Source organism: Bacillus sp. A260, from assembly GCF_009861435.1.
In the GTDB taxonomy this organism is placed as follows: Bacteria; Bacillota; Bacilli; order Bacillales; family Bacillaceae_G; genus Bacillus_A; species Bacillus_A cereus.
Genome location: NZ_CP046398.1, coordinates 2130620 through 2146857, shown reverse-complemented (window position 1 = coordinate 2146857; position 16238 = coordinate 2130620). Strand labels below are relative to the sequence as shown.

Here is a 16238-nt window from a genome sequence, read left to right as displayed (position 1 = left end):
TTTAATTTACTGATTTTAGTGAAACGAGTTGATAGTTTATTGTAGTTTTTCCGTTCTCCCACTCTAGTTTCAATATCGTTGCACTTCCAATTCTTTCTTCATTTGATTTATATAAAGGCAATATTTCTTTAATTGTAAATAAGTGGTAACCATCCAATATTAATTGAAATATATTTTCTTCAATATGTAATCTTACTTCTTTTTCATTTGAAATAATTTTTGTGTGCATCTCAAATTTCATGATAGATACAACCCCTTTTTATAATCTCTACATTTTAATAGTATAGTGGCTATGCAAGATTGACAAGTACATACACAGCAAAGTACACACTTTTCTATTGTTATATGCTTTATGTATTTTATATAAAATACGGTATGTGAAATTTTACATTTCCCCCAAAATAAAAATGCCTATTGTGACATCTTTATTTTTGTATAAAGTCTTTCATTACATAATATAAAACGGTAATTAAGACGATTGCGACGAAAAATGAGAACACTGCGACAATGTAGCCATCTTTATTTAATAAAATACAGAATGAAATAGATATTATAAAAATCGGAAATACGAGACGTACTTTATCCTTCACTTCTTCTGTCGTATCTGTATGATGAAAATACTGCGTTATTCCTATCATTAAAAAAGACAAAATAATAACCGACAATAGTAAAGGTCCTGGCATTCCGATTTCTCCTTTCTCTATTTCTAATTCAATGTAAAATTTTTTATTACAATTGTACGATTTATTTTTTCTTCAAACACACTTTTAGAATTGATAATGAACATTTCACACCTATATAATAGCGCTTTTATCATTATAACTTCAAATAATTACACTTACAGTAATGTTGTAATATTCCCCCTCAGTCTCTGAAATCCTGCAAAGATAACTCGTCAAAATATGCAGTGACCAAATTAATATTTACCGTCAACTTTTGACAAAATTTATAAAGGACATTTCAGTACATATCAAGAATTAAGAATAAGAAGATATGTAAGGGAGGATGCATTATGACTGAACAAGTTTTATTTTCTGTTAGTGAAAACGGCGTTGCGACAATTACTTTAAACCGTCCAAAAGCACTTAATTCTTTATCTTATGACATGTTACAACCTATCGGACAAAAACTTAAAGAGTGGGAACACGATGAGCGTATTGCACTTATCGTGTTAAAAGGAGCTGGCACAAAAGGTTTTTGTGCAGGTGGCGACATTAAAACTCTTTATGAAGCGCGTTCCAATGAAGTGGCATTGCAACATGCAGAACGTTTTTTTGAAGAAGAGTATGAAATTGATACATATATTTATCAATATACAAAACCGATTATTGCTTGTTTAGATGGAATTGTAATGGGCGGTGGTGTCGGTCTTACAAATGGTGCGAAGTATCGCATTGTAACTGAGCGTACGAAATGGGCAATGCCAGAGATGAATATCGGCTTCTTCCCAGACGTCGGAGCTGCATATTTCTTAAATAAAGCGCCTGGATATACAGGACGATTCGTTGCTTTAACAGCATCTATTTTAAAAGCTTCTGACGTATTATTTATTAATGCTGCAGATTACTTTATGACATCTGATTCATTACCAGAGTTTCTTACTGAACTTGAAAGTGTAAATTGGCATAAAGAAGATGATGTACATACTAATTTAAAAGAAGTTATTCGTACATTTGCAACTGCTCAAAACTTAGAAAGCGAGCTCGCTCCTTCATTAGAAGTAATCAATTCACATTTTGCTTTCAATACAATTGAAGAAATCATCCATTCATTGGAGAAAGATGAAAGTTCCTTTGCTCTAAAAACGAAAGAAACACTGTTATCAAAATCCCCTATTTCACTAAAAGTAACATTAAAACAGTTTATTGATGGACAAGATAAATCCGTTGAAGAATGTTTCGCTACGGACCTTATACTTGCTAAAAACTTCATGAGACATGAAGATTTCTTCGAAGGAGTACGCTCCGTTGTCGTTGATAAAGATCAAAATCCGAATTATAAATATAAACAGTTAAGTGACGTTTCAGAAGAAGATGTGAATCGTTTCTTTAACTTACTTAATGCATAAAATGAAATTGTCATGAGGGGATATTTTGTTCATCCCCCACCTAACTTCTTTGCTTCAGCTAAATCTTGTGTGGTGAAAATCTTACTACCCGCAAATAGCGGTATAAAATCGAGGCTATATAGTAGTGTAATTACAGCTACTATATAGCCTTTTTTATTTAATTATTTTTAATAAAATTTAATTTTATTAAATCCATTTTTGTGCTACACTGATTTTAATCAAATATTCTAAAAATAAAAAGGAGGGGCGGCTATGATAGAAAATTATCTTCTTTTCATCATTATGTCTATTTGCCTTATCATTTTACCTGGTCCAGATACAGCAATGGCTACGAAAAATACATTGGTTGCTGGTAAAGTCGGTGGAGTGAAAACAGTGTTTGGTACATGTATTGCACTATTAATTCATACTTTAGCTGCTGTAATTGGTCTTTCTGCACTTATTGTAAAGTCAGCTCTTTTATTTTCTATTTTCAAGTACGTTGGGGCTCTCTATTTAATATATATCGGTATTAAAGCCCTTTTAGCAGTAAGAAACAAAGAAAACTTAGATACAAATGATCTATCTTTGAATAATGAAAACGAACATACTTCTTGCTTTCGCCAAGGATTTCTTACAAATTTATTAAATCCTAAAGTAGCAGTCTTCTTTTTAACTTTTTTACCACAATTTTTAAATCCAAATCATAATACATTTATTCAACTTCTTGTAATGGGCCTTACTTACCTCGTTTTAACAGTCATTTGGTTTGCATTTTATATATTTTTAATTGATAAAATTAGTGCTTTTATGAAAAAACCGAAGACGCAACGTTATATTCAAGGGCTAACAGGAGTCGTCCTAATTGGATTTGGTATTAAACTAGCTTTTGAAAAAAATAATTAACAAGACGAAAACCACCACTATTAATAGTGGTGGTTTTCATCTAATAACTGATTTGGTTGTTTACTCTATATTAAAACCAGCGCTCAGTTACAACTTTTTTACGTGTATAGAATTGAACGCCATCTGTACCATTTGTACCTAAATCACCAAAGAATGAAGCTTTATTTCCTGCAAATGCGAAGAATGCCATTGGTGCTGGAACGTTTACGTTTACACCAATCATACCAGCATCGATATTATCACGGAATGTTTGTGCATGTTTACCATTTGACGTATAAATAACCGCACCATTTGCAAATTTAGATTGATTTGTTAGTTTAATACCTTCTTCTAAATCTTTAACACGTACAATACTTAATACTGGAGCAAAAATTTCATCTTGCCAAATTTTCATTTCTTGATTCACGCCATCAAAGATTGTCGCACCTACAAAGTAACCTTCTCCAACTTCTTCATTAATTTTACGGCCATCTACTAATAAAGTTGCCCCATCTGCTACACCGCTATTAATATAGCCTAAAACGCGCTCTTTATGAGATTCACGGATTAATGGTCCAACATAGTTATCTTCGTTAAAGCCATCGCCTACTTTTAATTTTTTCGTTTCTGCTACTAATACATCAATAAATTCATCAGCAATTTCATCCACTACTGCTACTACTGAGCATGCCATGCAGCGCTCTCCACTACTTGCAAATGCAGATCCAATTACACCTTGTACTGTTTTCTCAAGATTGCAATCTGGCATTACAATCGCATGGTTTTTCGCACCTGCTAATGCTTGTACACGTTTTCCGTGTTTCGTACCTGTTTCATATACGTAACGAGCTACCGGCTCAGAGCCAACGAACGAAACAGCCTGAATATCTTTATTTTCTAAAATGCTATTTACAACATCTTTTCCGCCTTGCACTAAATTTAATACGCCTTTTGGGAAACCTGCTTCATAGAATAATTCTACAAGTCGCTCCGCTAAAAGTGGCGTTCTTTCAGATGTTTTTAATACGAATGTATTACCGCAAGCAATTGCAAGTGGGAACATCCATAACGGAATCATCATCGGGAAGTTAAACGGTGTAATACCAGCAACAACTCCGATTGGGTAGCGCCAAATCGATCCATCAATTCCGCTAGCGATATTCGGAAGTGCTTGACCCATCATTAAATTTGGCGTAGATGTTGCAAGTTCTACCGCTTCAATACCACGCTGTACTTCACCTGTTGCATCCGTTAGCGTCTTACCATTTTCTAGCGTAATGATTTTTGCAAGCTCATCTTTGTTTTCTTGTAATAGCTGTAAATATTTATATAAATTTCTTGAACGATTTGGAACTGGTACTTTAGACCATGTTTCGAATGCTGCTTTTGCCGCTTCAACAGCTTTTTCAACATCTTCTTTTGGAGATAGTGGAACGTAAGCGATAATTTTTCCAGTCGCTGGATTTGGAACTGCTTCTACTTCCGTACCTGTCGATTCAACCCACTCACCGTTAATGTGATTTTTTACTCGTTTAATTTCAGTTGTAATCATTGTATTCTCTCCTTTGTATAATTTATTTTTGATTAGAAATTAATTGCTCGCTAACTTTCTTATATAAAGCAGCCATATCGTTTTCACCATATCCAGCTTGACTCGCTTCGTCATATACGTTTAATAACATTTCGCTTACCGGTAAATGGAGTTCGCTTTCCTTAGCTAAGTCAACTGCAAATCCTAAATCTTTCTTCAATAAGTTCACAGTAAATCCTGGCTCGTAGTTTTCAGGTGCTATAAAACTTTTATAATTACGTTCATAAATTCTACTTTGACCGTAACTTACATTTAAAATATCAAACATTTTATCTAAATCCATATTATTCTTTTTCGCTAATGTTAAAGCTTCACTCACACCAGCTGTATAAAAACCAATTAATAAGTTATTAATTAACTTAACAGTTGTACCACTATCAATCTGCTCACTAACGTGGAAAATGTTCGCGCCTAGTACGCCCATGATAGATTCCGTTTTCTCATATACGTCTTTTGATCCACCAACCATAAACGTTAATGTACGGTTTTCGGCTCCGATTACACCACCGCTCACAGGTGCTGCTAAAAAGTCTACTTTCTTTTCCTTTGCAGCTTCCTCTAACTGTTTGTTTAACTGCGGCGATACCGTACTTGTATCAATGAAAACTACATTCGAGTGACCATTTTCAAATAATCCTTCTGCTCCAAAATATACCGCTTCAACAGCGCGAGGTGAAGGTAAACTTGTAAAAACTACATCACATGTTTCTGCTAGTTTTGAGATTGATAGACCGATAATTCCGCCTTCTTTTTCAAAGGACGCTTCCGCCTCTTTATTTAAGTCCACGCCATACACTGTGTAACCTGATTTAACTAGATTTTTTGACATTGGAAGGCCCATGTTACCTAAACCGATAAAACCAATCTTTTTCATATCGCTTTCCTCCTATTTACACAATATATTTCCCGCGATTTATAATAGCTTTCGCAATTTCTCTCTTCTTCGTAAATACGTTCGTGTATAAAGGCACTAATAATTGACGGATTTCAGCTAAAATCACATGTCTACCTTGTTCTTCTGTGACAGCCGCTGAAAGTACAGAAATCGCCGCTTCTTCTACTTTACGGTATCCTTCTTCACAAATAACATCCGTTATTAATTGCTTCGTACGTTCTTTTTCCTCACCATTTTTACTTACCGCTTTTCTCGTACGTAAAAACGCTGATTCCATGACGTACACGTCCGTCAACATATTTGAAATTACACGTGAATATTCTTGTTCTTGGTCAATTTTTAGACCTGGAGTTTTAGAGAGCGTTTTCAAAGATTGTTTCAACAATTTTTTCGCTAATAAAATGTAATGATGGTTTCTTTCTACATTTGCTACATCACTTTCTACTTCAGTATCTTCTAATTGTTCGATTTGCTTCATTAACATTTTGGCAACTGTTAATCTATTAATTTCGTTCGTTCCTTCAAAAATACGACTAATTCTAGCATCACGATATAATCGTTCTACCTCATACTCTTGCATATAACCGTAACCACCATGAATTTGTACAGCTTCATCTACGATATAAGCAAGTGTTTCAGAAGCATTTACTTTATTCAGTGCACATTCAATTGCAAATTGGGACATTTTCTTCATAAGATCTTCATCGCTCTCATGAATTGCTTCATCGATTACACCTGCCGTACGATAAGCTGCACTTTCGGCTCCATATGTAGCAATGATCATATTTGCAATTTTCTCTTGAATCATCGTAAAGTCTACTAATTCCGTTTGGAACTGTTTTCGCTCTTTTCCATATTGAACCGACAAACCAATTGCTTGTTTTGCTGTTCCAATATTTCCAAAAGCAAGTTTAAGTCTAGCAAAGTTAAGAATATTAAGGGCTACGTGATGCCCTTTCCCAACTTCCCCTAAAACATTTTCAGCAGGGATGACAACATCTTCTAAAATAAGAGTCGCTGTTGAAGAACCTTTAATCCCCATTTTCTTTTCTTCTAATCCAATAGATACACCTTCACATGTTCTTTCGACAATAAACGCTGTCATTCCTTTATTTGTCTTCGCAAAAACAACGTATACATCTGCCATATGAGCATTTGTAATCCATTGCTTCTCACCATTTAACTTCCAAGCTGTTCCCTCTTCATTCAATACGGCGCTTGTTTTTGCACTTAATGCATCCGAACCAGCATTTGGCTCTGTTAAAGCATAAGCCCCAATCCATTCTCCCGATGCGATTTTCGGTAAATATTTTTCTTTTTGCTCTTTCGTTCCATAATATATGTAAGGCAATGTACCGACACCAGCGTGTATATTAAAAGAAACGCTAAACGCACCAGCGTAACCCATTTTCTCTGCTACAAGACCTGAGACAGCCTTTCCTAACTCGAACCCGCCATAATCTTCTGGTACCTCAATGCCTAATAATCCAAGTTCCCCAGCTTTCTCAAATAATTGACGAGAAACTTTATAGTTATGTTGTTCAATATTCTCCATTTGTGGAACAATTTCTTGTTTAACGAATTGTTCTGTCGTTTTTGCGATTAAATCTTCATCACCTGAAAAATCTTCTGGTGTAAAGTAAGTATGATTTATATCTTTATTAAGTGAAAAGAATTCATCCCATGGTAACTTCGTTTTCTCCATATGTATCCCCCTATCATTCGGCTTTCATAGCTTTTTGCTTATGCTCGTCTACGATGAGTGGAATATCTTTTTTGAAAATAGAAGGCGATGATTTTTCACATCAAGCATTTTATTTTGCCAAAGATGTATTTTCATCGCCTTCGCTGCTTTATCTATTGATCTTCTGATAATACTGTTTTTGCAATACCAGTATCTAACTCTTCAAAGTCATGATATGAAATTGTTTCGTATAATTCACTTCTCGTTTGCATATTAGAAAGTGCATCTTTTTGAGAACCTGTTTCTTTAATTAAAGCAAACACATTTTCATACGCTTTCGCTGCAACGCGAAGTGAAGTTACAGGATAAATAACCATTTGGAAACCCATATTCGCAAATTCCTCTGCACTATAATATGGAGTTTTTCCGAATTCAGTCATATTCGCAAGCAAAGGTGCATTTACCTTACTATTAAATAGACGGAATTCTTCCTCTGATTGAAGCGCTTCAGGGAAAATTGCGTCTGCACCTGCTTTTACATATGCATTTGCTCTTTCAATTGCTTCATCTAATCCTTCAACGCCACGAGCATCAGTACGTGCTACAATGTATAAGCTCGGTGCAACTTCTTTAATCGCTTTAATTTTTTGAACCAATTCTTCTGTAGTAACAAGTTTCTTACCATTTAAATGTCCACATTTTTTTGGTAATTGCTGATCTTCAATTTGGACAGCTGCTACTTTCGCTTCCACCATTTCTACAGCTGTTCTCGCCACATTTAGTACACCACCAAATCCTGTATCAATGTCAACAAGAACAGGTAAGTCTGTAGCTCTTACTAAATCTCTTGCTCTCTCAGCCACTTCAGTAGACGTCACGATACCTAAATCTGGTAAACCTTTACTTGCAGTATAAGCAGCTCCTGATAAATAAAGAGCTGAAAAACCTGTATTTTTCGCAACAAGAGCTGCCATTGCATCATGAGCACCTGGAATTTGCAAAATTTCATTTGCTTCTACTAAAGCTCGGAATCGATTCGCAAGCTCCTCTTGTGTTGACTGTTTTTTCACAACCCAAGCCATTCTAAATTCCCCCCTATTATTAAATTAAGAATAGATCTACAAATTCGTTTACATTCATATTTTCTAGTTTTTCTTCATTTAAACAAACTTCATGAATTTGTTCTTGTTGCTTACTAGAATAATGACCTGCCATATTTGCAGTGAATTTTTGAACAACTTTTGGAATTGCTTCGTCTCTACGGAAGCGGTGACCAAGCGGATATTCACATTCCACATTTTCTGTTACTGTGCCATCTTTAAAGTGAACTTGAACAGCGTTGGCGATTGAGCGCTTGTTCGGGTCAAGGTAATCTAAACTGTACTGTTTGTTTTCAACAACAACCATCTTATTACGTAATTCATCTACACGTGGATCGTTTGCTACTGCATCTTCATAATCGTCTGCAACGATATCTCCTTTTAATAAACCAATTGCCGTAATGTATTGTAAGCAATGATCACGATCAGCTGGGTTATTTAATGGACCTTCTTTATCAATAATACGAATTGCTGATTCATGAGTTGTAATTGTAATACGGTCAATTTCATCTAATCTCTCTTTAATTTCCGGATGCAACTTCACTGCACATTCTGCAGCCGTTTGTGCATGGAATTCTGCTGGATATGACACTTTAAATAATACATTTTCCATTACATATGACTCTAGTGGTCTTGCTAATTTTAATTCTTGTTTATTGAATAATACATCTTGGAATCCCCATCCTGGCGCAGATAATGCTGTTGGATAACCCATTTCACCTTTTAGAGCAGTCATTGCAAGATGAACACCGCGGCTCGTTGCGTCACCTGCAGCCCATGATTTACGTGAGCCCGTATTTGGAGCATGACGATATGTACGAAGACTAGAATTATCAATCCACGCATGTGATAATGCATTAAAGATTTCTTCACGTGTTCCGCCAAGCATTTTCGCAACTACTGCAGTTGTTGCTACTTTTACATATAATACATGGTCAAGACCAACTCTGTTTAAGCTGTTTTCTAAAGCAAGCACGCCTTGAATTTCATGTGCTTTAATCATCATTTCTAATACTTCACGTACTTTTAAAGCTTCTTTTCCTTCTGAAATACGAACACGGCTAATATAATCTGCAACTGCTAAAATTCCGCCTAGGTTATCAGATGGATGTCCCCACTCTGCTGCAAGCCAAGTATCGTTATAGTCTAACCAACGGATCATACATCCGATATTAAATGCACCTTTTACTGGATCTAGTACATAAGACGTACCTGGTACACGTGTACCATTTGGCACGATTGTTCCTGGCACAACTGGTCCTAGTAATTTCGTACATTCTGGATATTGCAGTGCTAAAATTCCACATCCAAGTGTATCAAGTAATACGTAACGAGCTGTACTGAATGCTTCTGCACTAGTAACCTCTTTATTTAATACATAATCGGTAATCTCTTCTAATAATGCATCTTTTTGCTTAATTTCATTTGTTTTAATCATGCTATTCTTCCCTTTCTGTCGAAAATTCGTTATTATTAATGATGGGTGTCGGTCAAACACCCATCTGGCGGGCGGCGCTAACAACTCCCCAGTTGTTCTTATTTACTAAGTACATGTCGCTCGCCAATATAATTTACACGTGGACGGAACAAACGATTATTTGCATGTTGCTCAATAACGTGCGCACATAACCCCACTGTTCTAGAGCTAAAGAAGATTGGTGTGTAAAGTTGAATTGGAATACCTAGCATCCAATATACTGGAGCTGCATAATAATCAAGATTTGGATAAATTCCTTTTTCTTTTTCCATAATCTTTTCTCCAGCTTCACACATTTCATATAGTGTATAATCACCTTTTACATCACATAACTGTTTTAAAGCTTCCTTCATCATAAGTGCTCTTGGATCCATCTTCTTCATATAAACACGGTGTCCAAAGCCCATAATTTTTTCTTTGTTATATAGTTTCTTCTGTAATAACTCTTCAAATTTCTCAACATTACCAGCTTCTAAAAGCATGTACATAACCGCTTCATTTGCACCGCCATGTAAACTTCCTTTTAAAGATGCAACTGCACCTGTTAAAGCACCGTATAAATCTGATTGTGTTGATGCAATAACGCGAGCTGTAAATGTAGAGTTTGGCATTTCATGCTCACTATATAAAACAAGGGAACGATCAAAGATCTTTTCCTCAAGTTCAGTTGGTTTTTTACCAGTTAACATATAGAAGAAATTCGCACTATAAGATAATTCTTTAAGAGGTTCAATTGGCTCCTCATTATTTAAAATATGATAGCTATTCGCTACAATGTTTGGCACTTTACTTAACAGCTTGTACCCTCGGCTTTTATTCACTTCTAACGAGCGGTTTTCGATATCATTATCGTAACCAGCTAACGCTGACACACCTGTACGTAATCCATCCATGGGATGCGTCTCTTTAGGCAATGCCTTTAGTACGTTGAATACACCTTCTGGTACTGCATATTCTTCTTTTAATTTCTTTTCAAGTGTTACTTTTTCATCTTCATTCGGTAGGTGTTCCTCCAATAAAAGGTGCACAATGTCTAAATACTCTTTTGTTTTTGAGAGTTCGATTAAGTCATACCCTTGAATTACAATTTCACCTTTTACTGTGTCAAGAAACGAGATTTTCGTCTCCGCTGCCACTATACCATCTAATCCCGGGGAAAATTTCTCTTCAGCTTTCATCATTATTTCCTCCAATCCTAATAGATCTTCGTGCACATAACTGTAAGCCTTTACAATATTGTGAAACTACATTTCTATTTCAATGTATCAGAGTTTTTAGAAGATTTCAATTTATTTTATAATGATAAGTTTCCTACACTTTTCTTACTGTAACAATACAATTTTTTGAAAATAATTCTTATATTTTATAAAGAAAGGATAGACTTCTTTGCGTATTTTCAAAAACAAGATATAAAGATTTTTCATATAACACCGCCAAATATACAATTATTCTAATTTTATTTGAGAAATAGAAAAAACGAGCTGTACATAAATACAGCTCGTTACTATATGATATTTATTTCACTATCTCTTAAATATAATTTTTATATAAAACTTATTCATTTTTAATAAAGTTATTATTTTACATAATTAAATTGAATTTCTTCCATTTCCTCATGATAACTTACAAATAAATCATAGTTTTGAAAATACCAAAGATCATCAGAATCTACAAAAAATATAATACCTTCCTTCTCAACTGACACTATTTCGCCATCGGGTTTCTCAGCAACAACCCCTAAAGAATATCCGGGCTGAATTGAACTATCCCCTCCGTACCTTACAGTAAAACGTACAGATTCACCGTGCTTTATACGTAATTCTTCCTGGAACCATTGCAGAGCTTTACGATCAATTGAAATTCTCATCTTTATTCCTCCAGTTTACGCAAACTCTTTTTTTCCTAATCGTTGTTTTACAAAGAAGACGAAAATAATTAAGGCTATCAATGCTGAAATTGCACTCCCTGAAAATAAAATACGATAACCAAACATTTGTGAAACAACTCCAAGTAAAATAGCACCTAACCCGATTCCTAAATCAAACGCTGTAAAAAATGAAGCATTTGCAACTCCTCTTTTACTCGGATCGACAATTGTAAGCATTGCCGCTTGCAAAGCTGGCTGCGCTGAACCAAATCCAATACCGTATAATGTTGCTGCGATAATTACACCTATCAAACCATTTGAAATAGTTAAAACAACTATAGCTAAAATAGTAATACATAATGCTGGAAGTATAATGAATACTTCTCCATACTTATCTAATAGTTTCCCTGAAATTGGTCTTACAATTGTTAATGCAATTGCATATACAAGAAAGAAAGTTCCCGGGTTTACATGAATTGATGATGCAAATAACGGTAAAAAGGTTGTTATTCCTCCATATGCAAACGATAAAAAGAATACTACAATCGTGATTGTTAATACGGATTTCTCAAATAGCTGAATTTTCCCTTTTTCTTTTTGTGGCGTAAATGGGATCTTCGTTATGAATGATAATACGACTGCCATAAAAGATAACAACGTCGCTAATAAAAATAGACCATCAAATGAATAATTTTGCACAACCCATAATCCAATCATAGGTCCGATCGCCATTGCAATTGTCATCGCCATCCCGTACCAACCCATACCTTCACCGCGGCGTGAATCTGGAATAATATCCGTTATTGCTGTTCCAACAGCTGTTGTAGAAACAGCCCATGTTACTCCGTGAATAACACGTAAAACAGCTAAAAGGACAATAGTCGATGCTATATTATAGGAATACATCGTTAAGCCAAAAAAGATGAGTCCGAAAATAATAAAGGATCTTCTACCATATTGATCTAACATTCCTCCAATAATCGGTCGTATTACAACAGCAGCTATTGTAAACATCCCCATCATAAGTCCAACTTGCGATTCATTGCCACCTATCTCTTTAATAAAGAGCGGGAGCGTTGGAACAAGTAAATAAAATCCTGTAAATAAAAATAACATTGCGAAAGTCATTTGAATAAATGATTTCGTCCATAATCGTTCCATAAAAATACCTCCATACACTCGTAAAATATTACGATTAACACCCTCATTGTATATTTTTTTTATCTCTTTTCCCTCCGCAAATAGACGTATCTTTTCATATTAAATAGTCCACCATCAGCTTACATTAGTCTTAAGACTTTGTACGCATATTTTAAACGAAAGTCCTATATATGTACCTTTATACGTGTGAAAAGAATATACTAATTTATTATCACAACTTAGGAGTGATTATTTTATGTGGGTATTATCATCAAGAGTAACTGTCGCGGTTCCTTCGATACCCGAAATACATGCCCCCGCCGTTCATACAGCAAGTTCCGATGTCGGCATTGAACTTCCAGCAATTTGGCAACAATACCAATCACCAGGTCAAGCTACCCCTTCATTTTGGCATCATGGTGCCCATCCAAGTAGCACTACCTTTTATCATCCTAGCCACGCTCCACTACCTCAGGCTCAAGTCTTTTATCATTTCCCATCAATTTATTTTCAAAATTTTTATGGTACGTTTAACATTTAAAACACATCATTTCATAGCTACTACATTTAAACGAAAAAAGCACTTAAGATTGTAATTTTCACAAATCTTAAGTGCTTTTTAATATTTTTTATAAATTTTTCTTATTGCCCATTATTAGCAGGGGTCTCTCCTGCATTACCGCCAGTCTCTGGTTGTGTGGTCGCTGGTGGAGTTGTATTTCCTTGACCTCCTCCGTTATTTGCTGGAGGTGTCGTATTTCCTTGACCTCCTCCATTATTTGCTGGAGGTGTCGTATTTCCTTGACCTCCTCCATTATTTGCTGGAGGTGTCGTATTTCCTTGACCTCCTCCATTATTTGCTGGAGGTGTCGTATTTCCTTGACCTCCTCCGTTATTTGCTGGAGGTGTCGTTCCTTGGCCATTTCCATTATTTTGTTCTTCTTGTTTCTTTTGCTCTTCTAGTTTCTTTTGTTCTTCTTGCTTCTTAAGTTCCTCTTGTTTCTTTTGTTCTTCTTGTTTTTTCAGTTCTTCTTGTTTCTTTAATTCTTCTTGCTTTTTCTCTTCTTCAGTTTTTTGCTGTTGATCTTGTTTTGGTTGCTCCGTTGTATCCGGTACGCTAGTATTTGGCGATGAATCACGTTTTTCACCTTTTATACGTAGCTCACTACCTTCTTGAATAACACTACTTGGCATTTTAAAGCGTGATTTATCTGTAGCCATTTCGCTCATCATTTCTTTAAAGATCAACTGTGCAATTTTCGTATTTTTACTACTAATATACTCGTCTTTACCATCTTTCATATACCCAGTCCATACTGCCATCGTATATTGCGGTGTATATCCAGCGAACCAACTATCACGAGTTGCACTTTCTGGAATTTTATATTGAGCTAATTGCTTTGATGAATAGTTTGTCGTACCCGTTTTACCAGCTACATCTAAAGATGCTACATTTGCCGATGTACCAGTACCTGATGCAACTACAGAACGAAGCATATCAGTAATCATGTATGCGGTAGAATCTGTCATAACTTGTTTTGGTTTTTGTCCAAAACTTTGTGACTTACCGTCTGGATAAACGACTTTCTTAACAAAATGCGGTTTCGTATATTTACCTTCATTACCAAATGCCGCATAAGCACCCGCTATTTCAGTTGGCGATACTTCATTTGTACCAATCGCTGTCGATTCTGTCGGTGCTGTATTAAATGTAATACCTAGTTTCTCAGAGAATTCTTTCGATTTACTAATCCCTACTTCTTTTGCAGTTTTAATTGCAGGAATATTACGCGACATTTTTAATGCTTCACGCATTGTAATTGGACCCATATGACTTCTATCTGCATTTCGTACTTCTTGTCCCGTTGAATACTTAAATGGAGAGTCATCAATTTGATGGTACGTAGCCCATTTTAAATATTCAATTGCAGGAGCGTAGTCGAAAATCGGCTTCATCGTTGAACCAGCTGCACGATCTAATTCAATTGCCATATTATGCCCTTTAAATACAGCTTTATTTTCTCCACGGCCACTACCTATAGCACGAACTTCTCCTGTTTTCGTATCCATAAATGTGAATGCACCTTGGAATTTATCGTTCGGATAATCAATGATATTATTATTTAAAATATTATCAGCAAGTTTCTGTGCTTTCGGATCTAACGTTGTATAAATTTCTAAACCGTCAGAACCGATATTAGCATCTGGTAATTCTTTTTCTACTTCTTTCACAACTGCATCCATAAATGCAGGGTATGGCATTGTTTGTAGTTGAGCTGCAGGCTTAAGCCCCTTTTCTACGTCAACTTTTGATGCTTCTTCCATTTCCTGTTTTGTTATATATCCATGTCGGTTCATTAAGTTTAGAACAACATTTCTTCTTTCTGTTGCCTTTTGAACATTTTCTTTTTTCGTTGGATCATAGTTATTCGGTGCTTTCGGTAAACCAGCAAGCATCGCAACTTCTGGTAATGTTAAGTCCTTCAATTCTTTACCATAGTAGTTTTGTGCTGCTGTTGCGATTCCGTATGAACGGTTTCCTAAGTTAATTTTATTTAAGTACATCTCTAATATTTCATGTTTTGAATACTGTTGTTCTAGCTTATAAGCTAAATATATTTCTTGCGCTTTACGCTTTGGTGTTTTGTCCATTGATAAGAAGTAGTTTTTTATAACTTGCTGTGTTATCGTACTTCCACCTTGAGAACCATAATCCCCTTTAAGACTTACTAGAACAGCACGGGCAGTACCTTTAAAATCTACTCCGCTATGCTCATAAAAACGTGAATCTTCTGTCGCTAAAAATGCATTTTCTACTAATTTAGGTATTTGCTCATACGTAACATTCGTCCTTTTTTCTTTTCCATATTCATATACCAAATCCCCGTTTTTATCATAAATTTTTGAGGATAACGGATTAACAAGTTTTGCTTTCTCAAGTTTTGGTGCATCCTTAATCATTACGAAAAAGGTAGCAACCCCCGCCACTAAACCAACAATACCAAGTAATAAACAAGTAATTAAAAACTTGCGAAAGAATGATGTTTTACCTTTTGGCTTTTGTGTTTTAGAAGCTGGTTGTTTTTTCTTTTTAACTTGTCGTCGTTCCTCTCGAGAACGATAATTTTCTGACATGTTACTTTCTCCTGCCTTTCAATTCTCCCGTTGATTTACTTAAAAATATTGAGGTCACTTTCTAAAATAAATTTGATTAAGAAAGTATATTGACCTGGAGCATTCAATATTTTCCCAATTCACAGATTATAAATTTTAGAATACTTCTTATACAAACTATTTTCACTTCTATTTTTCCTAATAACGCTGCCCCTTGAAGCATAGAATGTAAAAAGTGAATTTTTAATACCTCGTATAAATAATATACCTTTTTTTCAAATGGTCAATATTTTCTTATTTATAAATCAAAGGTGAAATAAAAATAGCACAACGATATGTACTTCGTGTGAACTTCCTTATAATTACGTATAACAAACATTTAATATATTGCATATAAGTATAATACCTCTTAAATTATAAGGATTTCAACATCACAAC

General features: G+C 35.1%; 14 protein-coding genes. 3 read left to right on the top strand and 11 right to left on the bottom strand.

Annotated features, from left to right (window positions below; all coding sequences use genetic code 11):
* Window position 1: 1 nt before the first annotated feature.
* Together GD442_RS10995 and GD442_RS10990 are read right to left on the bottom strand one after the other, a co-directional pair.
* Window positions 2-241, bottom strand: coding sequence for a DUF2584 family protein (locus GD442_RS10995; protein WP_000667342.1), 240 nt, complete (start codon window positions 239-241; stop codon window positions 2-4).
* Between the two features lie 184 nt (window positions 242-425).
* On the bottom strand, window positions 426-683 hold the full coding sequence (locus tag GD442_RS10990) for a hypothetical protein (protein WP_001119404.1): 258 nt from the start codon (window positions 681-683) through the stop codon (window positions 426-428).
* A 329-nt stretch (window positions 684-1012) separates the two neighbouring features.
* Here GD442_RS10990 and GD442_RS10985 point away from each other — a divergent pair, with 329 nt between their 5' ends.
* Together GD442_RS10985 and GD442_RS10980 are read left to right on the top strand one after the other, a co-directional pair.
* Window positions 1013-2068, top strand: a complete 1056-nt coding sequence (locus GD442_RS10985) for an enoyl-CoA hydratase/isomerase family protein (RefSeq protein WP_000139781.1) — start codon at window positions 1013-1015, stop codon at window positions 2066-2068.
* A 252-nt stretch (window positions 2069-2320) separates the two neighbouring features.
* Entirely contained in the window at window positions 2321-2953 is a 633-nt protein-coding gene (locus GD442_RS10980; RefSeq protein ID WP_000572360.1) for a LysE family translocator, read from the top strand.
* 70 nt (window positions 2954-3023) lie between these two features.
* On the opposite strand, the gene GD442_RS10975 is transcribed toward GD442_RS10980, so the two are convergent.
* From GD442_RS10975 to GD442_RS10940, 8 genes are all read right to left on the bottom strand, one after another.
* The gene (locus GD442_RS10975; RefSeq protein WP_000633344.1) at window positions 3024-4484 is read right to left on the bottom strand and encodes a CoA-acylating methylmalonate-semialdehyde dehydrogenase; all 1461 of its coding nucleotides are present in this window, start codon (window positions 4482-4484) and stop codon (window positions 3024-3026) included.
* A gap of 22 nt (window positions 4485-4506) precedes the next feature.
* A complete protein-coding gene (locus tag GD442_RS10970) occupies window positions 4507-5397 on the bottom strand; it encodes an NAD(P)-dependent oxidoreductase (protein ID WP_000719409.1) in 891 nt (296 codons plus the stop codon).
* A 16-nt stretch (window positions 5398-5413) separates the two neighbouring features.
* Entirely contained in the window at window positions 5414-7123 is a 1710-nt protein-coding gene (locus GD442_RS10965; RefSeq protein WP_000415990.1) for an acyl-CoA dehydrogenase family protein, read from the bottom strand.
* Window positions 7124-7275: 152 nt separating this feature from the next.
* A complete protein-coding gene (gene prpB, locus GD442_RS10960; RefSeq protein WP_000312639.1) occupies window positions 7276-8184 on the bottom strand; it encodes a methylisocitrate lyase in 909 nt (302 codons plus the stop codon).
* Between the two features lie 19 nt (window positions 8185-8203).
* The gene (prpD, locus tag GD442_RS10955) at window positions 8204-9640 is read right to left on the bottom strand and encodes a 2-methylcitrate dehydratase (protein WP_000598123.1); all 1437 of its coding nucleotides are present in this window, start codon (window positions 9638-9640) and stop codon (window positions 8204-8206) included.
* 98 nt (window positions 9641-9738) lie between these two features.
* Entirely contained in the window at window positions 9739-10860 is a 1122-nt protein-coding gene (mmgD, locus tag GD442_RS10950) for a citrate synthase (protein ID WP_002041090.1), read from the bottom strand.
* 395 nt (window positions 10861-11255) lie between these two features.
* Complete coding sequence (locus GD442_RS10945; RefSeq protein WP_001222842.1) at window positions 11256-11546, bottom strand: HesB/YadR/YfhF family protein; 291 nt, start codon at window positions 11544-11546, stop codon at window positions 11256-11258.
* A 15-nt stretch (window positions 11547-11561) separates the two neighbouring features.
* Window positions 11562-12707: an MFS transporter gene (locus tag GD442_RS10940; protein ID WP_000440659.1), complete on the bottom strand. Its 1146-nt coding sequence runs from the start codon at window positions 12705-12707 to the stop codon at window positions 11562-11564.
* A 235-nt stretch (window positions 12708-12942) separates the two neighbouring features.
* Here GD442_RS10940 and GD442_RS10935 point away from each other — a divergent pair, with 235 nt between their 5' ends.
* On the top strand, window positions 12943-13227 hold the full coding sequence (locus tag GD442_RS10935) for a hypothetical protein (RefSeq protein ID WP_000270101.1): 285 nt from the start codon (window positions 12943-12945) through the stop codon (window positions 13225-13227).
* A 101-nt stretch (window positions 13228-13328) separates the two neighbouring features.
* On the opposite strand, the gene GD442_RS10930 is transcribed toward GD442_RS10935, so the two are convergent.
* Window positions 13329-15821: a PBP1A family penicillin-binding protein gene (locus GD442_RS10930; protein WP_048538750.1), complete on the bottom strand. Its 2493-nt coding sequence runs from the start codon at window positions 15819-15821 to the stop codon at window positions 13329-13331.
* Window positions 15822-16238: the final 417 nt, after the last annotated feature.